Source organism: Streptomyces sp. NPDC050439, assembly GCF_040655335.1.
Classification (GTDB): Bacteria; Actinomycetota; Actinomycetes; order Streptomycetales; family Streptomycetaceae; genus Streptomyces.
In genome coordinates this window covers 598,808-621,990 of record NZ_JBFAJT010000001.1, presented here as the reverse complement: position 1 = coordinate 621,990, position 23,183 = coordinate 598,808, and the positions used below count along the sequence as shown (strand labels likewise).

Annotated in this window: 20 protein-coding genes; 16 read left to right on the top strand and 4 right to left on the bottom strand. The window is 71.3% G+C overall.

The window, feature by feature from the left end; translation table 11 throughout:
* Window positions 1-26: 26 nt before the first annotated feature.
* The 8 genes from AB0I66_RS02930 to AB0I66_RS02895 all read left to right on the top strand — a co-directional run bounded on the left by AB0I66_RS02930 (window position 27) and on the right by AB0I66_RS02895 (window position 8,713).
* Window positions 27-1,247, top strand: a complete 1,221-nt coding sequence (locus tag AB0I66_RS02930; protein WP_363205890.1) for a serine hydrolase — start codon at window positions 27-29, stop codon at window positions 1,245-1,247.
* Between the two features lie 88 nt (window positions 1,248-1,335).
* Window positions 1,336-2,079, top strand: a complete 744-nt coding sequence (locus AB0I66_RS02925; protein ID WP_363205889.1) for a methyltransferase domain-containing protein — start codon at window positions 1,336-1,338, stop codon at window positions 2,077-2,079.
* 131 nt (window positions 2,080-2,210) lie between these two features.
* A complete protein-coding gene (locus tag AB0I66_RS02920) occupies window positions 2,211-3,338 on the top strand; it encodes an iron ABC transporter permease (RefSeq protein ID WP_363205888.1) in 1,128 nt (375 codons plus the stop codon).
* Window positions 3,339-4,154, top strand: coding sequence for an ABC transporter ATP-binding protein (locus AB0I66_RS02915; RefSeq protein ID WP_363205887.1), 816 nt, complete (start codon window positions 3,339-3,341; stop codon window positions 4,152-4,154).
* Entirely contained in the window at window positions 4,151-5,158 is a 1,008-nt protein-coding gene (locus AB0I66_RS02910; protein WP_363205886.1) for an ABC transporter substrate-binding protein, read from the top strand. Before AB0I66_RS02915 ends, AB0I66_RS02910 begins: the two co-directional genes overlap by 4 nt.
* A gap of 68 nt (window positions 5,159-5,226) precedes the next feature.
* On the top strand, window positions 5,227-6,270 hold the full coding sequence (locus AB0I66_RS02905) for a pyridoxal-phosphate dependent enzyme (RefSeq protein ID WP_363206663.1): 1,044 nt from the start codon (window positions 5,227-5,229) through the stop codon (window positions 6,268-6,270).
* Window positions 6,267-7,493 carry an ATP-grasp domain-containing protein gene (locus AB0I66_RS02900; protein ID WP_363205885.1) on the top strand — a complete coding sequence of 409 codons (1,227 nt, stop codon included), beginning with the start codon at window positions 6,267-6,269 and terminating at the stop codon, window positions 7,491-7,493. The genes AB0I66_RS02905 and AB0I66_RS02900 overlap by 4 nt, the downstream gene beginning before the upstream one ends.
* A gap of 5 nt (window positions 7,494-7,498) precedes the next feature.
* Complete coding sequence (locus AB0I66_RS02895; RefSeq protein ID WP_363206662.1) at window positions 7,499-8,713, top strand: MFS transporter; 1,215 nt, start codon at window positions 7,499-7,501, stop codon at window positions 8,711-8,713.
* Here AB0I66_RS02895 and AB0I66_RS02890 read toward each other — a convergent pair.
* Window positions 8,694-9,161 (bottom strand): nuclear transport factor 2 family protein, encoded by a 468-nt coding sequence (locus AB0I66_RS02890; protein WP_363205884.1) that lies wholly within the window; start codon window positions 9,159-9,161, stop codon window positions 8,694-8,696. The genes AB0I66_RS02895 and AB0I66_RS02890 overlap by 20 nt on opposite strands.
* A 161-nt stretch (window positions 9,162-9,322) precedes the next feature.
* On the opposite strand from AB0I66_RS02890, the gene AB0I66_RS02885 reads away from it, so the two are divergent.
* Together AB0I66_RS02885 and AB0I66_RS02880 are read left to right on the top strand one after the other, a co-directional pair.
* Window positions 9,323-9,874, top strand: a complete 552-nt coding sequence (locus AB0I66_RS02885) for a TetR/AcrR family transcriptional regulator (protein ID WP_363205883.1) — start codon at window positions 9,323-9,325, stop codon at window positions 9,872-9,874.
* Between the two features lie 30 nt (window positions 9,875-9,904).
* Window positions 9,905-10,333: a nitroreductase/quinone reductase family protein gene (locus AB0I66_RS02880; RefSeq protein ID WP_363205882.1), complete on the top strand. Its 429-nt coding sequence runs from the start codon at window positions 9,905-9,907 to the stop codon at window positions 10,331-10,333.
* A 2-nt stretch (window positions 10,334-10,335) separates the two neighbouring features.
* Here AB0I66_RS02880 and AB0I66_RS02875 read toward each other — a convergent pair whose 3' ends face one another.
* The gene (locus AB0I66_RS02875; RefSeq protein ID WP_363205881.1) at window positions 10,336-11,715 is read right to left on the bottom strand and encodes an alpha-amylase family protein; all 1,380 of its coding nucleotides are present in this window, start codon (window positions 11,713-11,715) and stop codon (window positions 10,336-10,338) included.
* Between the two features lie 332 nt (window positions 11,716-12,047).
* Between AB0I66_RS02875 and AB0I66_RS02870 the strand changes: the two genes are divergently transcribed.
* Both AB0I66_RS02870 and AB0I66_RS02865 read left to right on the top strand, forming a co-directional pair.
* A complete protein-coding gene (locus AB0I66_RS02870) occupies window positions 12,048-12,962 on the top strand; it encodes a diiron oxygenase (protein WP_363205880.1) in 915 nt (304 codons plus the stop codon).
* A 38-nt stretch (window positions 12,963-13,000) separates the two neighbouring features.
* A complete protein-coding gene (locus AB0I66_RS02865; RefSeq protein ID WP_363205879.1) occupies window positions 13,001-14,545 on the top strand; it encodes an FAD-dependent oxidoreductase in 1,545 nt (514 codons plus the stop codon).
* A gap of 6 nt (window positions 14,546-14,551) precedes the next feature.
* On the opposite strand, the gene AB0I66_RS02860 is transcribed toward AB0I66_RS02865, so the two are convergent.
* Window positions 14,552-14,764 (bottom strand): DUF4287 domain-containing protein, encoded by a 213-nt coding sequence (locus AB0I66_RS02860; protein WP_363205878.1) that lies wholly within the window; start codon window positions 14,762-14,764, stop codon window positions 14,552-14,554.
* 195 nt (window positions 14,765-14,959) lie between these two features.
* Between AB0I66_RS02860 and AB0I66_RS02855 the strand changes: the two genes are divergently transcribed.
* From AB0I66_RS02855 to AB0I66_RS02840, 4 genes are all read left to right on the top strand, one after another.
* Window positions 14,960-16,579: an MFS transporter gene (locus AB0I66_RS02855; RefSeq protein ID WP_363205877.1), complete on the top strand. Its 1,620-nt coding sequence runs from the start codon at window positions 14,960-14,962 to the stop codon at window positions 16,577-16,579.
* Between the two features lie 155 nt (window positions 16,580-16,734).
* Window positions 16,735-19,797: a BTAD domain-containing putative transcriptional regulator gene (locus tag AB0I66_RS02850; RefSeq protein WP_363205876.1), complete on the top strand. Its 3,063-nt coding sequence runs from the start codon at window positions 16,735-16,737 to the stop codon at window positions 19,795-19,797.
* A 337-nt stretch (window positions 19,798-20,134) separates the two neighbouring features.
* On the top strand, window positions 20,135-20,800 hold the full coding sequence (locus tag AB0I66_RS02845; protein WP_363205875.1) for a M15 family metallopeptidase: 666 nt from the start codon (window positions 20,135-20,137) through the stop codon (window positions 20,798-20,800).
* Window positions 20,801-20,896: 96 nt separating this feature from the next.
* Entirely contained in the window at window positions 20,897-21,703 is an 807-nt protein-coding gene (locus tag AB0I66_RS02840; protein WP_363205874.1) for a YhjD/YihY/BrkB family envelope integrity protein, read from the top strand.
* Here the strand turns inward: AB0I66_RS02840 and AB0I66_RS02835 are convergent.
* Entirely contained in the window at window positions 21,695-23,098 is a 1,404-nt protein-coding gene (locus AB0I66_RS02835) for a DUF2252 domain-containing protein (protein WP_363205873.1), read from the bottom strand. The genes AB0I66_RS02840 and AB0I66_RS02835 overlap by 9 nt on opposite strands.
* Between the last annotated feature and the right edge of the window lie 85 nt (window positions 23,099-23,183).

Genomic DNA, 23,183 nt, shown 5'->3' with positions numbered 1-23,183 from the left:
CTGAACGCTGTTGACGGGAGCGACCCATGACCACCGAGACACCGCCGCTGAACGACCTCATGTGGAGCCGCGGATACACGGACCCCGACTGGCTGCGGCGCTACACGGCCTCGGGCCGTGAGCTCTCGCCCAGCCGGCGGGTATGGCGCGGCGCGGCGCCCGCCCGCGACCTGCCCGCCGGGCCGCACGTCCTGGACACCCCGGACGCCCGAAATGACGTGGACGGCTTGGAGATCTCCGCTCCGGGCGGGGCCACGCTCACGCTTCCGGAGCTGTTCGCCGCCGCCCGGACCGATGCCTTCGTCGTGCTGCACCGCGGGGCCGTCGTCCATGAGCGGTATCTCCACGGCACCGAACCGCACACGCCCCACTTCAACGCCTCGGCGGCCAAGTCCTACACAGGCCTCGTCGCGGCGACGCTCGCGCACGAGGGGCTCCTGGACCGCACGGCTTTCGTCTCGCACTACGTCCCCGAGCTCGCGGGCACGGCGTTCGGCGACGCCCAGGTCGACCACCTGCTGCACATGGGCACACAGATGAGTTACGCCGGCCGCCGCTTCGACAAGGCCATCGAGGCACAGCGCTACGCAGCCGTCGTGGGGCCCGGCCTGCGGCCCTACGGCTACAGCGGGCCCACCAGCATCCGCGAGCACCTGGCCACCGCGCGGGCCACCGGCACGCCGGGCACCGCGTTCCGCTACGAGAACGGCAACGTCGAGGCCCTCGCCGAGGTCCTGCGCCGGATCACCGGGAAGAGCACGTCCGCCCTGCTCGAGGAAGTGATCTGGTCGCGCATCGGTGCCGAGGAGGACGCGTACTACATCCTCGACGGTGAAGGCGTCGAAGCCGCGTGCGGCGGATTCAGCGCCACGGCACGGGACGTGGCCCGGATCGGCGAGATGCTCCGCTGCGGCGGAGCGGTCGGCGAGCGGCAGGTCATACCGGAGGCCGTCGCGAGCACCGTCGTCAGCGGGGTGCCCGACGGCTACCCCCGGCGCGTCCGCTTCCCGGCCGCGCCGCCCGACTCGCCCGCCACGCTCTCGTACCACGACCTGTGGTGGGTCCTGAACGACCCCTACGGCTCCTTCATGGCCAGCGGGATCCACGGCCAGCGCCTGTTCGTCTCACCACAACTGGAGCTCGTCATCGTCCACTTCGGCTCGCAGGTCATGTCGCCCGCCGTCCCGGCGGCACCGCTCGTCCAAACCTTCCTCCAGATCGGCGCCCACCTGAACGACCGGGGCTGACCGGGGCTGACCGGGAACCAGGAGCGGCCCGCGGCCGACCACTGGTGAGCACGTCCCGAACGGCTCACTGGATCGAGGTTGCGGCAGCATGCACTGGTACGAGGACGACGGGTTCTGGTCCGACTTCTCCGAGACGATGTTCTCCGAGCGGCGGCGGGCGGAGACGGCGGACGTCGTCGCCCGCTCGCCGCTGCTCGCCTTCCCGGCGGGCAGCCGCGTACTGGACCTGTGCTGCGGGCCCGGCCTCTACCTCGCGCCGCTGGCCCGCCGCGGCTACACGGTCACAGGGGTGGACCTCAGCGCCGCGCTGCTGAAGCGTGCCGAGGCGGCATGTGAGGGCGCCGGGGTCGATGTCCGCCTGATCCGGGCCGACATGCTCACCCACGTCGAGCCCCGGTCGTACGACGTGGTGCTGAACGTCTTCACGTCCTTCGGTTACTTCGACGACGCGCGGGACAACTTCCAGGTGCTGCGCAACGCCTACGACTCGCTGGTGCCCGGCGGGCAACTGGTGATCGACGTGATGGGCAAAGAAGTGCTCGCCGGCTGGATCGGCCGCCCCCAAGTCGTCGAGCTCGACGGCGCGTACGTGGTCCAGCGCGACACCGTCCTGGACAGCTGGACGCGGCTGCGGACCGACTGGACCCTCGTGCGGGACGGGACCGCGCGCGAGGCCTCGATCACCTCCTTCCTCTACAGCGCGGCCGAACTGCGCACGCTCTTCGAGGACGCCGGATTCACCTGCGTGGTGTGCTTCGGCGGCTTCGACGAAGAGCCCTACGACCAGCACTCACGGCGCCTGATCGTCCGAGGGACCAAACCCGCCAAGTGAGCCGGGAGATGAGCGGGGCGGTTCGTGAATCTCCGGGAACTTCGCGGCGCCCCCCTCCGACTACTGGATCGTGCCGCGCCGCTCGGGAGCGGCCGCACCACCGTGAACGGTCCGCCAGGCGAAGGGATTTCATGACCGAGGCCACATCCGAGGCCCCATCTGAGGCCCCATCAGGGACCGTCTCCCCGGAGGCGGCCCTCGACGGGACGCCGACCGGCAAAGCAGGCCGCGGCCGGCTCGTGACCACGCTGACCGTGCTCTCCGTGACCCTGGTCGTCTCCGTCCTCGCCGGGATCGCCCTCGGCCCCACCGTCGTGCCGCTCGGCGACGTCGTACGGTTCCTGACCGCCGCCCTCACCGGCGGCAGCATCGGGGCCGACGACGTCACCGGCTACTCCATCGTCTGGCACGTGCGCACCCCACGGGTGCTGCTCGCGGCCGTCGTGGGCGCGGGACTCTCGGTCGTCGGCGTCGCCATCCAGGCGCTGGTGCGCAACGCCCTCGCGGACCCGTTCGTCCTCGGCATCTCCTCCGGCGCCTCCGTCGGGGCCACCGCGGTCGTGGTGTTCGGCGTATTCGCCGGTCTCGGCGTCTACGCGTTGTCCGCCGCGGCGTTCCTCGGGGCGCTCGGAGCCACCGTGCTCGTGTATCTGGCGGCGCGCGGGCCGCTAGGTCTGACGCCGTTGCGCCTGGTTCTGACCGGGGTCGCGCTGGCCTACGGGTTCCAGGCGCTGATGAGCGTGCTCGTCTTCCTCTCGCCCAACGGCCAGGCCGCCCGCACGGTCCTCTTCTGGCTGCTCGGGAGTCTCGGCTCGGCGTCCTGGGAGTCGCTGCCGCTCGCGGCCGGTGCCGTCCTGGTGACGGTCGTGGTCCTGCTGCGCCAGAGCAGGTCCCTCGACGTGCTGTCGCTGGGGGACGAGACCGCCGCCAGCCTCGGCGTGGACGCGGAGGCGCTGCGGCGCCGCCTCTTCCTCCTCACGGCGGCGGTCACCGGGCTCATCGTCGCGGTCAGCGGCGCGATCGGCTTCGTCGGGCTCGTCCTGCCGCACGTCGTGCGCATCCTCGTCGGCTCCACGCACCGCCGGGTGCTCGCCGTCGCTCCGCTCGCCGGTGCCTGCTTCCTGGTCTGGGTCGACCTCGTCGCCCGTACCGCCTTCGCCCCCGAGGAACTGCCGCTCGGGGTCATCACCGCGCTGATCGGCGTACCGGTGTTCATCGTGCTGATGCGCCGCCGCGGTTATCTGTTCGGAGGGCGGTAGATGACCCTCGTGCTGCGGGACCTCTCCGTCGAGGCGGCGGGGCGTGCCCTGGTCGACCGGCTGAACATCGAGGTGGAGGCCGGCCGGGTCGTCGGACTCGTCGGCCCGAACGGCAGCGGCAAGTCCACCGCCCTGCGCTGTGTCTACCGGGCGCTGCGGCCGACGTCGGGCGCCGTCCTGCTGGACGGCGCCGACCTGACGACGCTCAAGCTGCGCGACAGCGCCCGGTCGATCGCCGCGCTCACCCAGGAAAGCCACACCGAACTCGACTTCACGGTCGGGGAGGTCGTGGCGCTCGGCCGCGCCCCGCACACCAGCGGCAACCAGCCCCTCACCGCACGCGAACAAGCCCTGTGCCGCCAGGCGATGGACCGCCTGGACGTCACCCATCTCGCCGCCCGCAGCGTGCTCACCCTCTCCGGGGGCGAGCGGCAGCGCGTGCTCGTGGCGCGCGCCCTCGTCCAGGAACCCCGCGTCCTGGTCCTCGACGAGCCCACCAACCACCTGGACATCCGCCACCAGGTGGAGCTCCTCTCCTTCCTGCGCGGATCGGGCCTCACCGTGCTCACGGCCCTGCACGACCTCAACCTGGCGGCCGCCGCCTGCGACACCATCGCCGTCCTGAGCTCAGGCTCCCTGGTCGCCACCGGAACCCCGTCGGACGTCCTGAACCCCGAGCTGATCCGCAAGGTGTTCGGCGTCGACGCCACCGTCGTGCACCACCCCCGCACCGGGACGCCCCACCTCGTCTACGACCTCGCCCCCACCGGCGCCCCGGCACCCGCCGACGCCCTGGCAGAAGGACCGCACTCATGATCCGACCACCGCTGTCCCGCACCCTGGCAGCCGCCGCGCTCCTTGCGACCGGGCTCCTGACCACCGGCTGCGGCGCCGAGGTGGAGCCGTCGGCGAAGAGCGAGGCAAAGACGGTCACCGTCCCCAACTGCGGCAAGGACGTCACCTACACCCGCCCGGAGCGGCCGGTGGCCTACGACGTCAGCGGCGCCGAGAAGATGTTCTCCCTGGGCCTCGCCGACCGCATGCGCGGCTACGTCATGAACAAGCTCGGCGACCCCTCCATCAAGGGCTCCCCCTGGCGCGAGGACTACGACGACGTGGAGCGCCTCGGCACCGAGCGCATCACCCGCGAGATCGTGGCCGACGCCAAGGCCGACTTCGTCCTCGCCGGCTGGAACTCCGGATTCAGCGAGGAGCGCGGCATCACGCCCGCCCTCCTCAAGAAGGTCGGGTCCGCCAGCTATCTGCACACCGAGACGTGCTGGGACTACGGCGACAAGAGCGTCGACGTCACACCGCTGGAGGCCCTCTACACGGACCTCGACAACCTGGGCCGGATCTTCGGCGTGGAGAAGCGCGCCGACAAACTCGTCAGCGACCTCAAGGGACGCGTCACCGCACTGAAGAAGACCTGGCCCGAGAAGGGCGACCCGGCCAAGGTCTTCGTCTACGACTCGGGCACCGACCAGCCCTTCACCGCCGGACGCCATGCCGCGCCCGACGACATCATCAGGGCCGCGGGTGCCACCAACGTCTTCGACGACCTGGACAAGGGCTGGACGACGGTGGGCTGGGAGCCCGTGATCAAGGCGAAGCCCGAGGTGATCGTCATCATCGACTACGCCGATCAGCCGGCCAAGGAGAAGATCGCCTACCTGAAGTCGCTCGCCGGCCTGAAGTCGGTCCCGGCCGTCAAGGAGAACCGCTTCTTCGTGATGTCCTACGGCGACGCCGTCAGCGGCCCGCGCAACGTCAAGGGCGCCGAGGACCTGGGCGGCTACCTCCGGTCGGTCGGACGGTGACCCCCTTGCGCACGGCCGCTGCCCCGGCGGCCACCGCCGCCACCGTGCACGGACACATCACCGACGCGATGAAGGCCCCCGACCTGCTGCGGCTGGCCGACAACGTGGTCCTCGCGCGCTTCGAGACGATGAAGGTGTACGCGGCGCTCGGCGCGGTCCGCACCCTCCTGGAGCGCGGCACCGTACGGCCAGGCCAGACCCTCGTCGACAGCTCAAGCGGCATCTACGCGCTCGCGCTCGCCATGGCCTGCCACCGCTACGGGCTCGGCTGTCACATCGTGGCCTCGACCACCGTCGATGCCGCGATGCGGGCCCAGTTGGAGATCCTCGGCGCCACGGTGGACCAGATGCCGCCCTCCGACAGCCTGCGGCTGGACCAGGAAAGACGCGTGCACCGCGTGCGCCGACTGCTCGCCGAGCGGAGCGACGTGCACTGGATGCGCCAGTATCACGACGGCGTCCATTACGCGGGCTACGAGGAGTTCGCGGACCTGGTCGAGGCCGCGCTGCCCGATGCCCCGCTGACCGTGGTCGGCGCCGTCGGCACCGGGGCGTCGACCGGCGGGCTCGTGCAACCCTTGCGTCAACGCGGCCGTGAGGTGCGGCTGTTGGGTCTTCAGCCCTTCGGCAGCGTCACGTTCGGGAGCGAGGACTTCCACGATCCCGAAGCGATCATCGCCGGGATCGGCAGCTCGATCCCCTTCGACAACGTCCGCCACGACCTGTACGACGCCCTCCACTGGGTCGACTTCCGGCACGCCATGGCGGGAGCCGTCGATCTGCTGCGTGCGCACGCGGTGTTCGCCGGTCTCTCCACCGGGGCGGCGCACCTTGTCACGGCCTGGGAGGCGGCCCGCAACCCGGACCGGACGCATCTGGTGATCGGCGCCGACACCGGACACCGCTACACCGAGCGGGTCTTCTCCCGGCACCAGGAGGCGCTCGACCCGCGCACCCTCAAGCCGCACCAGATCACCGACCTGGCCGACCTCGCGCTGCCGTGGTCGTCGATGGAGTGGAACCGGCGGAGCTACGACGTACGCACCCGAACGTTGCACGAGAAGTACGAGAAGCACGAGCAGAAGCACGAGAAGGAGGGACAGGCATCGTGACGATCGCCGCCCTGGAAGCACTCACCTTCGGCCTCGGACGCCTTGTGGAGGCGGCCGACGCCGCCGGGCCCCGGCTCTGCCTGCTCACGGGCAACCGCGCCGTGTACCGGCACGAACTGGCGCGCCTGAAACCGGGAGCGCTCGACGTCGTCGACGTGGACACCCGTGACGCGGCCGTCTGCGCGGAGGCCCTCGCCGCCGTACCGGGCCTGAAGGGGCTCATCAACTCGACCGACACCTGGAGCGTGCCCGGCGCGGACCTCGCCGCTCGACTGGGCCTGCCGGGACCCGACCCGGCCGCGGTCCGCGTCCTGCGGGACAAGTCCCGCGTGCGCAACCTCCTGCACGAACAGCACCTGAGCCGCGGCCCCGCCCTCTCGATCCCCGCCGAACCCGCGGCGGCCGAAGAGGTGCTCCGGCAGATCGGCCTGCCGGTGGTCCTCAAGGACTCGGCGGGCACCTCGTCCCGCAACGTCTGGCTGGTCCGCGACGAGCGTCAGCTGCACGCGGCTCTTCGTGAGGCCTCCCGACGCGCCTTCGCCGGGCGGCTGTTCGCGGAGCCCTTTTTCGCCGGGCCCGTCTACAGTGCGGAGACGCTCGGCTGGGCGGGCGAGACGAAGCTCCTGGGGGTGCTCAGCCGCCAGATGTCTCCCGAGCCGTCCGTGCGCGAGGAGGCCGCCTCCTTCCCCGTCGCCCTGCCGGAAGGGGACTTCGACCTGATCCAGGACTGGGTGGGGCGCGTCCTTGCGACCGCGGGCCACGACGAGGGTTTCGCGCACGTCGAGTTCGTCCTCACCACCGAAGGCCCGGAACTCGTCGAGATCAACCGCCGCATCGGCGGCGCGCTCGTCGGCGAGGCACTGTGCCGCGCCCTGCGCACCAACGTGTACGACGCGATGATCGCCGTCGCGCTCGGCCTGCGTCCCGCCCTGCTCGACGCGCCCGCGGCCACCGGCCCCGCCACAGGGTTCGTTCTCGTCTACCCCGACCGGCCCGGCACCCTCACCGGCTGGACCGGCCTGGACGGCCTCACCGCCTTCCCCGGCTCGCCCGAGTGGTATCCCACCGCGGCCCCCGGCGACCGCCTGGAACACGTGAGTGATCAGCGCGGCTGCACCGGGATCGTCCTGGCCGAGGGCGCGACGGCCGAACTCGCCCTGCACCGTGCGCTCAGCGCGGCCGGGAGCATACGGCCGCTCGTCGCCGCCGACGCCCAGGAGTGACACTCCTGGGCAAACCGCACGGGCGCCTGCGATCGGGCATCGCGCGACTCACCGGACCGCAACGCTTCCTGCTCGCGGGGTCGTTCCTGATCCCGCTGGGCAGCTTCGCCGTCCTGCCCTTCATGTCGGTGCTGCTGCACGAGCGGCTCGGCATGGGGCTCGGCACGGTCGGTGTGGTCCTTGCCGTGGCCTCGCTGGTGCAGTTCTCGGGCGGCGTGTTGGGCGGCGCGGTCGCCGAGCGCATCGGCCTGCGGCACACGATGCTGCTCGCCCTGGCGATCCGTACGGCGGGCTTCGCCTGCTTCCTTCCCGGCCTGCGCCATCCGGCAGCCGCCGTCTTCGCCCTCTTCCTGGTGTCGGTCGGCGCCGCCCTCTACCTGCCCGCGAACAAGGCCTACTTGATCCACGAGGTCGACGCCGGGCAGCGCCCCTTGTTGCTGTCCGCAAGCAGCTCGGCCCTGAACGCGGGCATCGCCCTGGGGCCGCTGGCCGCGGCGCCCTTCGTCCTCAGCGCCTCCGCCGGACTCTTCACCGCGGTGACCGTGCTGTTCGCGGTGATCACCGTGGGCCATGGTCTGCTGCCGGCCGAGAGCCCGGACCCCGCACCCAGTGCCGGGGCCGGACAAGAACAGACGACGCCTCCACGCCGGGAGAGGGCGTTCGCCGGTCTCGCCGTGCTGCCCTTCACGACCACCGTGCTGAGCCTGTACGTGTTCATGTTCTTCCAGCACTACCTCGCCCTGTACGCGGTGCCCCGCACCTCGACCACGTACTACGGACTGGTCCTCGCGCTCTACGCCGTGCTGCTCGTCGTCGCGCAGCCCCTCCTCTCGGAGCGGATCGCCCGCCTGCCCTACGTTCGGGCGCTGTGGCTCGGGTTCGGCGCGATGGCCGCGGGGATGGCCACGCTCGCCGTCGGCAGCCACGCCGCGATCATGGCCGGAGCCCTGCTCGTCTGCCTCGGCGAGATCGTCCTCTTCTTCAAGAACGACCTGGAGGCCCTCGACCGGTCGCCGCGTGCGCCGGCGGTCGTGTTCGGCCACCAGCGGCTCGCGGCGGGCATCGGGGCTTTCGCCAGCGGGATCATGGGAGGCGCGGGCTACCAACTGGCCGAACGCGGCGGCGGCGCCGGTCTGTTCTGGGCCGCGGTGGCCGCGCAGTGCGTACTGCTGCCGCTGCTTCTGAGCCGCTGGGCCGCGGTCAGAGGCCGAGGTCGCTGAGGCCGGGGTGGTCGTCGGGGCGGCGGCCGAGCGGCCAGTGGTACTTGCGGTCGGACTCCTTGATGGGCAGGTCGTTGATGGACGCGTGCCGGGCCCGCATCAGGCCGTCGTCGTCGAACTCCCAGTTCTCGTTGCCGTACGACCGGTACCAGTGGCCGGAGTCGTCATGCCATTCGTAGGCGAAGCGCACCGCGATGCGGTGGCCGTCGTGCGCCCACAGTTCCTTGATGAGGCGGTAGTCGAGCTCACGGTCCCACTTGCGGGAGAGGAAGGCGGTGATGGCGTCGCGCCCTGTGACGAACTCCGCGCGGTTCCGCCAGCGGGAGTCCTCGCTGTAAACAAGGGCCACCTTCCCGGGATCGCGGGAGTTCCAGCCGTCCTCGGCGAGGCGGACCTTCTCGGTCGCGGTCTCCCGGGTGAAGGGCGGAACGGGAGGACGGGTGCTCATGGTTGCTCCTCGGGTCAAGGGGAGGAAGGACGTGAGAACGAGCGTTCTCCGTCGAGGTCGCCCACGATAGGAGAACGCACGTTCTCGCGCAATGGTGCGGTGCTGTGCGGCCTCGTAGTAGCCTGCGAGAACGTACGTTCTCACCCTCCCCGGGAGTCCTCATGGATCGCGCCGAAGCGGAAGTCAGGCTGCTCGACGCCGCCGACGAGCTCTTCTACGAGCGAGGAGTCCAGGCCGTGGGCATGGATCAGGTGCGTACGGCGTCCGGCGTGTCGCTCAAGCGCCTCTACCAGGTCTTCCCGTCGAAATCGGAGCTGGTCCGCGCCTGGCTCGAACGGCGCGACCGCCGCTGGAGGGCGCGTCTGGCCGAGTACGCCGACGCCCGGCCCGCGGGCGCGGAGCGCGTCCTCGCGGTCTACGACTGGCTCTACGAGTGGTTCCGCGAGCCGGACTTCCGGGGCTGCGCGTTCATCAATTCCTTCGGTGAACTGGGGGCCGTCGACCCGGCGGTGGCCGACGCCGTCCGGACGCACAAGCGTGCCTTCCACGACTACATGGAGGGACTGGTGGCTGCCGCGGGTGAACCGGGGCAGACTGTCGGCCCGTTGGTCCTGCTCGCGGAGGGGGCCATGACCGCGGCCGCCATATCCGGCTCACCCGAACCGGCGCGCCAGGCCCGGCAGGGAGCGGTTCAGTTGCTGGCCGCGCGGTAGAGCGCCGGGCGCCCGACAGGAAGAAGACTGATGGCGAAGACGTATCGCGTCGGATTCGGGACGCGTGTGATCAACGGCGTGTTCGGGGCGATGACCCGGCGTGGGATGGGCAAGAGCTACCGGTACATCCTGACCGTGCGCGGCAGGAAGTCGGGCCGCCCGTTCTCCACGCCGGTCGACGTGATGTCGGCCGGGGGCGAGCGCTGGGTCGTCGGCGCCTACGGGGTGAGCAACTGGGTGCGCAACGCCCGCGCGGCCGGGGAGATCGAGCTCAGCAGGGGCGGCACGTCCCAGACCGTGCGCGTGATCGAGCTCGGGCCCGAGGAGAGCGTCCCCGTGCTGCGCCAGTACTGGCGCGAAGTGCCCGTCACCCGCCCCTACTTCGACGTGACGGGCGACTCGACGGACGAGGAGTTCGCCGCCGAGTCGCCGCGTCACCCGGTGTTCCGCCTGGCGTAGGGTCAGCCCGCCTTCGCCCCGGTGTGCAGGGCCAGGGCGCTGCGGGCGGGCAGGGTGGTCTCGATCTTTCCGTCGTCCCCGACGGTGACCGTGTTGCCCTCGCAGTTGTCCGCCGGCGCCTTGGCGACATTGCAGTAGGTGCCGCCGGGCAGGGACGTCGCGAAGGTCTGGGGCAGCTCGCCGTCGCCGTTGTTGAGGGCCACGAACCCCTTGGTGCCGCGGCCGAAGGCTAGGGCGCTGCCGCCGTTGTCCCACCAGTCGGTCAGCTCGGCGGTGCCCACCTCGTTGCGGAATCCGACGAGGCCGGTGATCGCCTGCTGGGTGTGGGTGTTCGTCCACCCGTCCGCGCCGCTGGGCGGGCCTGCGTCCTTTTCCGACCACTCGTAGCCGGAGTACACGTTCGGTGAGCCGTAGGGGGACGCGAGCATGAAGACGTTGGCCAGGGCGTAGGTCGCGCCGTCCTTGTAGGTGAGCGTCGAGCCGTTGCGCTCGGTGTCCCAGTTGTCGACGAACGTACGGGCCGATCCGCTGCCCAGTTTGCCGTCCGCGACCGACTTCAGTTGCGCGATGTCGCCGCCCTGGAAGGCGCTCTTGAGGTGGCCGCCGTAGCGGAACTCGTCGACGTCCCCGACGCCGGTGTACTCGTCGGGCTTGACGGCCTCGCCGCCGCCGTGGATGACCTCCGACACCCAGAACCCGGGATCGCTCATCTTGTCCTTGATCGCGGCCACGTCATCGGCGGCCATGTGCTTGGCGGCGTCGATGCGGAAGCCGTCCACGCCGAGGGACCGCAGGTCGTCGAGGTATGCGGCGATGGTGTTCCGGACTGCGTCGCTGCCGGTGTCGAGGTCGGCCAGGCCCACCAGCTCGCAGTTCTGGACGTTGTCACGGCTGGTGTAGTCGTTGATGCTCGTGCGGCAGGTGTGGAAGTCCGCGTCCCGGAAGTAGCCGGGGTACTCGTACTTGCCGTACGCGGTGCCACCGGTGCCCGTGCCCGAGCCCGCCGCCATGTGGTTGATGACGGCGTCCGCGATGACCTTGACGCCCGCCTGGTGACAGGCGTCGACCATGCTCTTGAACGCGGCGCGGTCGCCGAGACGGCCCGCGATCTTGTAACTGACGGGCTGGTACGAGGTCCACCACTGGTCGCCCTGTATGTGCTCGGAGGCGGGCGACACCTGGACGTAGCCGTAACCCGACGGGCCGAGCTGCTCGGTGCAGGCCTTGCCCACGTCCGCGAACTTCCGCTCGAACATGGTGGCGGTGACGGTCTTCTCGCCGGGCGGTGTCGCCTGCGACTGCCAGGGCGCGAACGTCGCGAGACCGGCCGCGGCCAGGACCCCGGCCGATGTCGCGCCAAGCAGGCGGGAACGGTACTGCATGCTGCGGCTCCTTCGAGACCGGGCACAGCTGTGCCCAAAGAAGGCAACTACTCGTGGGGGAGGTTGCCGTGGGGGGATTCCGAAGGGGAGCCTGCCTCTCACTCATGTACACGTCAATGCTTTCTGCAAGATATTTCAACTAACCCCGATGTGGCCGGGTTTGTTGCTGCAAGAACTTGCGCGAATTCACTTCTTACTCAGGGGTAGGCTCGCCGCTTTCCTTGTTATACGGTCTGTCTAACAAGCGGGCCGCAGCGCGTTGCGGGACGGCGCCCCGGTCCGTTGCCTGAGCGAACAAGAGAACGTACGCATCAGAGTCAAGGAGCCGCAGCATGGCAAGCAGCACTGTTCGGCCGGCATCGCAGGATCACCCCGAAGAAGACGACGTGGCCCGGCGGTTGCTCGACTCGGCCGCCGAGCTCGCCTATGACCCGGCCACCGAAGTGGACTGGGAGACCCCCCTCGACCGCGACTTCCACGGCGCGAGCCCGGAATGGTGCTCCCTGTACGGCACGGCCTACTGGCAGGAGATGACCGAGGCGCAGCGCAAGGAGCTGACGCGGCAGGAAGCCGCTTCTGTGGCCAGCACGGGCATCTGGTTCGAGATGATCCTCCAGCAGATGGTGCTCCGCGACGTCTACATGAAGGACCCGGCCAGCGACGAAGTGCAGTGGGCGCTCACCGAGATAGCCGAGGAGTGCCGGCACTCGATCATGTTCGCCCGCGGCGCCCGGAAGCTGGGCGCGCCCGCCTACCGGCCCAAGCGGTTCGCGATGGAGCTCGGCCGCGCGTTCAAGACGGTGGCCTTCGGCGAGGCTGCCTACGCGGCGATCCTCGTGGCCGAAGAGGTACTGGATGTCATGCAGCGCGACTGGATGCGCGACGAACGTGTCGTGCCGTTCGTCCGCACGATCAACAACATCCATGTCGTCGAGGAATCCCGGCACATGAAGTTCGCCCGCGACCAGACGACCAAGCGACTCTCCGGGGCGGGCCCGCTGCGCCGCCAGATCAACGCCTTCGTCGTCGCCATCGCCTCGTACTACATCGTCACCAGCATGGTGAACCCCAAGGTGTACGAGAACGCCGGGCTCGACGAGAAGCGTGCCCTCGCCGAGGCGAAGGCCAACGAACACCACAAGTCCATGATGCGGTCCAGCTGTTCGGGCCTGATGGAATTCCTGGCCTCCTCCCGGCTGCTCACCAAGCCGGCCCTCGCCTTCTACAAGCGCGCCCACCTCATCTGAGCCAGCCTCACCGGACCCGAGCGAGTCGAGCCGACGACATGACCTCCTACGCCATCACCCAGACCTGCTGCAACGACGCCACCTGCGTCGCCGTCTGCCCGGTCAACTGCATCCACCCGACCCCGCAGGAAAGGGCGTTCGGCAGCACGGAGATGCTGCACATCGACCCGGCCACCTGCATCGGCTGCGGCGCCTGCGCCGACGCCTGCCCGGTCGAGGCCATCTTCCCGGTGGACAGCCTGCCCGCCTCCCAGCAGGAGTACGAGGCGATCAACGCGGCGTACTTCGCGGACCGGGCGCCCGAACCGGCCCCGGACGGACCGAACTTCCACGCCTGGGACGAGCCGTCCTTCCCGCGGGTCCTGCCCTCGGACTTCGCACCGCTCAAGGTCGCCGTCGTCGGCACGGGACCGGCCGGCATGTACGCGGTCCAGGACCTGCTCCTGCACACCAGCGCCGAAGTCACCCTGATCGACCGGCTGCCCGTGACCGGCGGCCTCGTGCGCTTCGGCGTCGCGCCGGACCACCCCGCCACCAGGAAGGTCGGCGACACGTTCACGCGGTTCCACACCCATCCCAGGGTGCGGATGCATCTCGGTCTCGACGTGGGCGCCGACGTCACCGCGCAGGAACTGGCCGCCCATCACGACGCGGTCATCTACGCCGTGGGCGCCTCGGCCGACCGCACGCTGTCCGTGCCGGGCGAGGACCTGCCCGGCAGCATCTCCGCGAGGGCCTTCGTCGCCTGGTACAACGGCCACCCGGACGCGGCGCCGGACGCGATCGACCTGACCGCCGAGCGCGTGGTCGTCGTCGGCAACGGAAACGTGGCCCTCGACGTCGCCCGCATCCTGCTCGCCGACCCCGACACCCTCGCCCGCACGGACATCGCCGAGCACGCGCTGGCCGCGCTGCGGTCCGCGAAGGTGCGCGAGGTGGTCCTGCTCGGTCGGCGGGGGCCCGAGGACGCCGCCTACACCAAGTCCGAACTGCTCGCCCTCAAGCACGTACCCGGCCTGGACCTGGTCGTGGACGACCACGACCCCCGGATCGCCGCGGCCATCGACGAGGCGGACCGGGCCACCGATCCCCAGGGCAGGGCAGCCCTCCTGCGCGGCGTCACGCGCGGGCCCGTCGACTGGGCGCAGGCACCGGCCCCCGGCCGGCGCATCGTGCTCCGCTTCCACTCGGCCCCGCTGGAGATGCTCGGCGACCAGGCCGTCCATGGCGTACGCGTCGCCGAGGCGTCGGGGGAGCGGACGATCGACGCGGGCATGGTCCTGCGCGCCATCGGCTACCGCGGGGTGCCGGTCGCCGGACTGCCCTTCGACGAGGCAACCGGCACCGTCCCGCACGAGGGCGGCCGGGTGACGGGACAACCCGGCACCTACGTCGTGGGCTGGATCAAGCGGGGGCCCAGCGGTGGCATCGGCGCCAACCGCACCTGCGCCGCCGAGACGGTCACCACGCTCCTGGCCGACGCGGTAGCGGGCGACCTGCCCGCCCGGCAGAGCGCCCCGAAGGCCTTCCACCGGCTCGCCCGGCGCCGCAACCGGAAGGCGAGCGCCGTGCTGAGCCGCTAGGACGGCTCACTTCGCGCGGTCCTCGGCCAGGGTGTGCGCGACCAGGGCGTTGGCGTGCCCGTGCCCCAGACCGTGCTCGGTCTTGAGCCAGCCGACGAGGTCCATGTGCTTGGTCAGCGCCGAGGAACGGATGAGGCCCTTCCACTCCGCGATCGGGCGCCCGTACTTCTTCTCGATCGAGGGGAAGTAACTGGCAGGGCCCTTGGTGGCTTCGGTCATGGTGTGGCCGTCCCGTCTCGCGGAGTGTTGTTGCCAGTTAGACGGACGGGACGCGATCAAGTCATCGTCCGGCCGGAGTGCCGTGCGTCACACTCCGGCCGGAGATTTCCGCGATTGGCGGGGCCCGAGGGCCGGGCTTAGCCTGAGAGCAGTGAACGCCGCCGTTCACCGCCCGACTGATCCAACGGCACTCCCATGACAGGCTCGCGCAGGACACCCCCGGAGCCTGCCGCCTCCCCGAAGCGGGGCAGCGGCAGCGGTATCGCACTCCTCGTCATCGCCTCGTGCCAGCTGATGGTGGTCCTCGACATCACCATCGTGAACATCGCGCTCCCGCACATCCAGACCTCGCTCGGCTTCTCCACCGAGACCCTGTCCTGGGTGATCAACGCCTACACGCTGACGTTCGGCGGTCTGCTGCTGCTCGGCGGGCGCCTCGGCGACATCCTCGGGCGCCGCAGGGTCTTCATGTTCGGCGTCCTGCTCTTCGTCTTCGCCTCACTGCTCGGCGGACTCTCCCAGGAATCCTGGCAGTTGCTCGCGGCGCGCTCGCTGCAAGGCGTCGGCGGTGCCATCGCCTCGCCGACCGCCCTCTCGCTGATCACCACCACCTTCCGCGAAGGACCCGAACGCAACCGCGCGTTCGGCGTGTTCGCGGCCGTCTCCGCGGGCGGCAGCGCCATCGGACTGCTCGCGGGCGGACTGCTCGTGGAGTGGCTCGACTGGCGCTGGGTCCTGTTCGTGAACATCCCCATCGGACTGCTCATCGCCTTCGCCACACCCCGCTACATCCGCGAGTCCGAGCGGCACCCCGGGCACTTCGACATCCTCGGCGCCCTCACCTCCACCGTGGGCATGGTGCTGCTCGTCTACGGTTTCATCCGCGCGTCCGAGGACGGCTGGAGCGACAGCGTGACCATCGCGGCCTTCGCCGCGGCCGTCATCCTGCTCGGCCTGTTCCTCGCCGTCGAGAGCCGCTCGAAGCAGCCCATCACGCCTTTGTGGATGTTCCGCGACCGCAATCGCGCCGGTGTCTACGGGATGATGCTGTGCCTGGCAGCGGCCATGTTCGGCATGTTCTTCTTCCTGACGCTCTTCGTGCAGAACATCCTGGACTTCAGCCCGCTGCGTGCCGGTCTGGCCTTTCTGCCGGTGAGCGCGATCATCGCGGTCGGCGCGGGGCTCGCCTCGCAGTTGCTGCCCAAATGGGGGCCAAAGCCGTTCATGGTGGTGGGCGCGGTGCTCGCTGCCGCGGGGCTCGGCTGGCTGACGCTGACCGACGTCGACAGCACCTACGTGGGCAGCCTGCTCGGGCCCGTCCTCGTCTTCGGCTTCGGCATGGGCATGCAGTTCGTGTCGCTGACGCTGATGGCGGTCTCGGGCGTGCAGTCGCACGACGCCGGAGCGGCCTCCGGGATCCTCAACGCCACCCAGCAGGTGGGCGGTTCGCTCGGCCTCTCCGTCCTGGTCACGGTCTTCGGCACGGCCAGCCGCAACGAAGCCACGGACCAGGTCCCCCGCTTCCTGGCGGAGGCGACCCGCGCCGAGCAGCTCCAGTTCCGCAGGACGGGGGAGCTGCCGGGGCGCTGGGGCGACCAGGTCCTCGCCTCCGGCATCTCCAGCTCCTTCATCGCCGCGGCCGTCTTCGCCGTCGTCGCCGCGTTGATCGCCCTGCTGGTCATCCAGGTGCGGCCCGCCGACCTGGAGCGCCTCCAAGGTGGCGGCGGCATGCCGATGGCGCCCGCCGCGGACGCCCCGGAGCAGGACGCGGACGAGGGTTCTCCTCCCCGCAAGGGCCCTTCCGCGCCCGACTGAAACCGCCTGTGCACAGGCCTGCGCGGCGCCCCGCCGACGGATGGCCTGATTCCCTTGGTGTGCACGCGAGTTGATTGCGGGCAGACGTAGTATGACCAGCCGATCGGGGGCGGCACGGTGGGGGCGGCGCGGGGCAAGGACCCATGGAGACGGGCTTGGACACGGACACCGACTACCGCTTGCTGGGCCCGGTCGAGGCATGGCGTGCGGGCCGCCGCCTCAGTCTCGGCGGACCCAAGCCGCGGGCACTCCTCGCGGCACTGCTCCTGGAGCCGGGACGCGTGGTGTCCGTCGACGCGCTGATCGACGCCATCTGGGGCGAGAGACCGCCGGACACGGCACGCTCCCTCATCCAGTCCTATGTCTCCGCGCTGCGCCGCGCGCTGTCCGCCGAGGCCATCGAGACCCGGCCGCCCGGCTATCTGATCCACGCGGACGCCACCCTCGTCGACCGCGTCGCGTTCGAGCGCCTCGCCGTACAGGGCAGGCAGGCGGCCGCCGAAGGGGATCACGGCGCCGCCGCACGGCTGCTGGGGGACGCCCTGGCGCTGTGGCGCGGCCCCGCGCTCGGCGGGATCGGCGAGACACTGCGGGCCATGGCCGACCAGCTGGACGAGGCACGGCAGGCGGCCCTGGAAGAGCGGATCGCCGCGCAGTTGGCCCAGTCGGGCCGCGAGACGGACCTGGTGGCCGAACTCACCGCGCTGGTCTCCAGGCACCCCACCCGGGAGCGTCCCCGCGGCCAACTGATGCTCGCGCTCTACCGGTTGGGCCGCCAGGCCGATGCCCTCGCGGTCTACGCCGAGGGCCGCGACGTCCTGGCCCAGGAGCTCGGCATCGATCCCGGCCCCGACCTCAGACGGATGCACGAGGCGATCCTGCGGGCCGACGAAGAACTGCTCCCCGCCGAGCCGGGCACCCCCGAACACGCAACGTTCCTTCGGGATGCCGCCACGGTCCCCGTGGCGGCCCTTCTGCCGCCCACCATCGGCGACTTCACGGGCCGTGACACGCAACTGGCCGATGTCCGGGCCGCGCTGTCCGGGCCCCGCGAGGCCATGCCGGTCGTCGTCCTTTCCGGGCCCGGCGGCGTCGGCAAGTCGACCCTGGGGGTGCGGGCCGCGCACCAGGTCACCGACGCGTACCCGGACGGCCAGCTCTACGCCGAACTGCGGGGCGCCACCGACCCGGTGGCCCCCGGCGAAGTCCTCGGCCGGCTCCTCTACGCCCTGGGCGCCGACCCGCCCGACGGGGACGCCGAGCGGCGCGACCTCTTCCGCAGCCTGGTCTCCGGACGCCGCGTGCTGCTCGTGCTCGACGACGCGGCCAGCGAGTCCCAGGTGCGCCCCCTGCTTCCCGGCAGCGCCACCTGCGGGGTGCTCATCACCGCGCGGGCCCGCCTCGGCGCCCTGCCCTGTACGCACCGCACCGATCTCGACGTGCTCGACACGGAGCCCGGGACCGAGCTGCTCGGCCGGGTCGCGGGGGAGCGGCACGTCAGGGACGAGCCGGATGCCGTCCGGCGCATCGTCGAGCTGTGCGGCGGGCTCCCGCTCGCCATCCGCATCGCGGGCGCCCGCCTGGCCACCCGCCGCCACTGGACCGCGCGCATGCTCGCCGACCGGCTCGCCGACGAACACCACCGCCTGGACGAACTCGCCGTCGGCGACCTGGAGGTCCGGGCCGGCCTCGGCATGAGCTACCGGGCCCTTGACGCCCCCGCCCGCACCGCACTGCGCCGCCTCGGCCTGCTCGCCGCACCCGATGTCGCCGCCTGGGTGGTGACCGCCCTGCTCGACGTGCCGGAGGCCGAGGCCGACCGTGTCGTGGAACAGCTCATCGACGCACAGCTCCTGCACTGCACCGGCGTCGACCGCGCCGGTCAGCCCCGCTACCGGCCCCACGACCTGGTCCGCGTGTACGCCGCCGAACGCGCCGACGCCGAGGACCCGCCCGCCGAACGGGCCGCCGCCGTCGGCCGCGCCCTTGGCGCCTGGCTCTGGCTCACCGGCCTCGCCGCGTCCGCCACACCATCGGGCGCCGTCGAACTGCACCGCGGCCTCCTGGACTCCGCCGGCCCGAACGGCTCCGCCCACTCCCTGCGCCGGCTCGTGCGGCCCGTCGGCCCCGAAGCCACCCAGCGGGCACTGACCGACCCGGCCGCCTGGTTCGAGGCGGAGGCCGACGCGATAGCCGCCGCCGTCGAGCGCGCGGCCGCCCTCGACCTGCACACCCTCTCCTGCGAGGCCGCTGCCGCGCTGTGCTCCTCCGCGTACACCGTCGGCAACCGTTTCGAGGCGTGGTGGCGCACACACGACGCGGCCCTGGCCGCCGCCCGCCGCGCCGAGGACAGGGCGGGCGAGGCGCTGCTGCTCATCGGCCTGGGCCAACTCCGATACGAACAGGACCGGTTCCCCGAGTCCCAGGGCTACTTCAAGCAGGCCGCCGGCCTCTGCGCCGAACTCGGCGACGTACGCGGACAGGCAGCCGCCTTCGCCGGGCTCGGCAGCGCCCTGCGCGAGGCGGGGCGGCTGCGTGCCGCACAGGAGACGCTGGTGCGCGCCGTCGACGGATTCCGTGAGCTCCACGACGACCCGGGCCTCGGCCTGTCCTGCCGGTACGCCGGGTCGGTCCAGCTCGAACTCGGCGACTTCGCGGCGTCCCGCTCCTTCCTCGACGAATCGCTGCGGGCCTACCGCAGGCTCGGCAGCCGTCGCGGCGAATCCCTCACCCTGCGCTCGCTCGGCCTGGTGCACCGCGCCCTCGGCGAGTACGCGGCGGCGGAGGAGCTGTCGGGGCGCGCGGTGGACCTGCTGAGCACCCTGGGGGACCCGCTCATGCTCGCGTACGCCATGCAGGCGCGGGCCAAGTCCCGCATCAGGCTGGGGCGTTCGGCCGAGGCGGACGCAGAGATCCGCGACGTACTCGACATCTGCCGCGGTCAGCGCGACCGCTTCGGCGAGGCCCTTGGCATGCGCACCCTCGGCGAGTGCGAGCTCGCCGCGGGCCGCCTGGACACCGCCGAACAGCACCTCACCGCGGCCGCCGACCTCTGGGACGACCTGGGGCTCCCGCTTCCCCGCGCCCGCACCCTGCGTGATCTCGCGGCGGCGCGCGAGGCCGCGGGGGACCGGGCGGCGGCCGGTGCGCTGCGTGCCGAGGCGCGGGAGGTCTTCACCGCGTACGAGGCGCGCGAGCGGAACGAGCCGGGGCTCTAAGACCCCTTCGGGCCGCCCGAAACGGCGGTCCTGCAATCCGCTTGCCCCGGACTTGCAGAGAATTTGCAGCGGCCTGCGTCACGCTGTGGTTGTCGGCGGGTGAACACGCCGACGGCAACGGGGGATCGCAGGAAACAACGGGGGACTCAGCGGAATTCATCGGGGGAAGCACGGGGGAAGGCCACTGATGCCTCGTACGGCCCACACCACCGACACCGTCGGTCGTGTGGGCCGCTCGTCGCGTAGCGCCCCTGCCAGGGCACGGAGGGGACTCCGGGGCCGGGCGGCAGCCCGTCCCCGGAGCTGTGCCCGCCGCCGTCGCCACGAAGGGGCAGACATGTCGTCGATCATCCTCATGAACGACCCCAGAGTCGTCGGCATCCCGGTCCACGACTGCGGCGAGGCCCTCGTGGACCTGCGTCAACTGCCCTTCGTGGACGTCGACGACCGCCTCGCCGACCAGGACGGGGCCTACGCCCAGTTGCGGGAGGGCGTCGCCTGGCGCCTGGCCCGCGCCGCCCGGCTGCTCCCCGAGGGGCTGCGCCTCCTGGTCACCGAGGGATACCGGCCGCTGGCCCTGCAGATCCAGTACTTCGAGGAGTACGCCGCCGAGCTGAGGAAGGCCAATCCCGACTGGTCGGACGACTACCTCCAGCAGCAGACGAGCCGCTCCCTGTCGCCGCCCGACGTGGGTCCGCATGTCGCGGGCGCCGCGGTCGACCTCACCCTGCGCACCGCCTCGGGCACCGAACTCGACCTCGGCACCCCGGTGAACGCCAGCCCCGAGGAGAGCGACGGCGCCTGCTACATGGACAGCGCCCTCATCTCCCCGGCGGCCCGCCGCAACCGCCGTACCCTCACCGCTGCCCTCGCCACCGCGGGCCTGGTCAACTACCCCACAGAGTGGTGGCACTGGTCCTACGGCGACCGCTACTGGGCCCTCACGACACAGGCGCCCAGCGCGCGGTACGGGCCGGTGACGATGGACGTTCCGGCGCCCTGATCACCGGCACACCTCACCCGGAGTGGGCGACGTGCCGCGGGCTGCCGGATCGGAGGGTGCCCGGCAGGACAGTTCCCGCTACGAGAGGACACCGTCATGCCGATCGCCAGTGCGGCACGGCCGCTGACGGGGCGCGTGATCAAACAGCTCGTACACGTCACCATCCTCGACATGTCGACACGGCTGGCGGCGCAGGCGTTCCTCGCCGCGCTTCCCATGCTCATCGCGGTGGCCTCGTTCAGCCCGGAGGCCGTCCGGCGTGAACTGCTGCGCTCGCTGCGCTCCATGGTGGGCTCCGGTGGACCCGTGGTGGCGCAGGCCGAGGGTGTCCTCGGAGGCGGGGACACCGCGACGCACAGCTGGGGCGCGGCAAGCGTGCTGGTGGCACTGCTGTCGGCGACCGCTTTCACCCGGGCCCTGCAGCGCACCTGCGAACGCGCCTGGGACCTGCCACGCGCCGGTGTGCGGCTGGTGGCCTGGCGCTGGGCGGCGTGGCTCCTGGTGTGGGTCGCGATGCTGATCGTGCAGGGCCTGTTGTACCGGGCCTTCGGAGCGGGCCCCGCCCTGGGTGTCCCGCTGCAACTGGTGGCGTCGGTCCTGATGTGGTGGTGGACCCAGCACCTGCTCCTCGTCGGCCGCGTTCCCTGGCTGCCCCTGTTGCCCGGGGCGGTGCTCACGGGCACGGGCGCGGTCTCGTTCTACGCACTGTCAGGGCTGTGGCTGCCGCGCGCGCTCCGCATGAGCGAGGGTCGCTACGGAGCGCTCGGCTCGGTCTTCACCGTGCTCTCCTGGCTGATCCTCTACTTCACCGTCGTCGTGTTCGGCATCGCGATCGGCCGGACACTCGCCCAGGAGGAGTCGGTGCGACGGTGGCTGGGCCCGGCGAACGGCGCGTCACGCTGACACGGCGGCCACCCGGCCCTTCCGCACCGCCGTGGCCAGCGCCCGGTGATCGCGCTCGTTCTGGTCGGCGTACGTCTCCGCGAACCGTGCCAGGGCCTGGTCGAAGGTGTCGGAGCCGCCCAGGTAGGCGGCGACGGCGATCCGGTCGCCGGACCGCGCGTGCGCGCGGGCGAGGGTCGCCCCGCACATCCGGCCGAACAGCCGCATGACGTCGGGGGTCATCAGCTCTGCCTGCGGTATGGCCTTCCAGTCCCGCAACTGCCGCAGATAGAAGTCGCGTTCACGGCCGTCGAGCCCCTCGACCCGTTCCCAGCCCAGGAACATGTCGCTGGTCGCCTGCATCAGACGCTGTCCGGCGACGACCCGTTCCCCCTGGTTGAGGTGGCTGCTCGCGCCCGCGAACTCCGCGAGCACCGACGGCTGGGCCTCCTTCGCCTGCAGCAGGAGCGGGTCGGTGTCGTCGCGGCCCAGCAGCAGGATGATCCAGCAGCGGGTCCCGACGCTGCCCACCCCGACCACCTTCCGGGCCATGTCGACCACCCGGTACTGCGCAAGGAGCGCCCGCCGGTCGGCGGGCAGCGACAGCGCGTACCGGTCGACCAGCTCCCGCAGCTGGTGCTCCAGTTGCTTGCGCTCGACCCCCGGCATGAGGTCGTCGAGGGGGGTGATCAGCGGTGGGTCGGGTGCGAGCCGCAGCTGGCCGTCGACCATCCGGGCCAGCTTCTCCAGGGCCTGCAGGTGGTCGCGGGTGCGGGCCTTGCTGAACGTCTTGGACACCCTTCGCCGCGTTCGCGCGTCGAGCTTGGCGGACATCAGGGTGTGCAGATCCGCCGCGTCGATCCGCGAGTACCACACGTCGAGCGTCCGCATCCGGGCGAAGTCCCTGATCGACTCGCGGTACGAGCGGACGGTCGCGCGCACCACCCGGGCCCGCTCCGCGCGCTTGAAGCCGTTGTCGCGCCCCGCGATCACGAGGCTGACCACAAGGCGTTTGACGTCCCACTCCCACGGTCCGGGCAGCGTCTCGTCGAAGTCGTTGACGTCGAACATCAGGTGCCGCTCCGGTGACGCGAGCAGCCGGAAGTTCAACATGTGGGCGTCCCCGCACAGTTGGGCCCGCAGGCCGCTGTCCGGTGTGTGGGCCAGGTCGGTGGCCATGACGGCGGCCGCCCCGCGGAAGAAGCGGAACGGCGACTCGAGCATCCGGCCGTAGCGGATCGGCACGAGTTCCGGGAGCCTGCTCGCCGACTGCCGCTCGATCACGTCGACCGGGTCGGGGCGGTCTGGCGCGGCGGTGAACTCGGCGTGGTCGGACCGCCGGGCCCGGGTCCGGCCGGCCCGTCCCAGGGCCGCCCGCTCCCGCGGGGTGAGGTGAAGATGAGTGGTCTCGGTCATGGCGCGCTCCCTCCAGGCGTTGAGGACTCTGGGGGCGGCCGGGCGGTCCGGCGTCACCCCGCCGGTGTGAGGTCGCCTTCCAGGG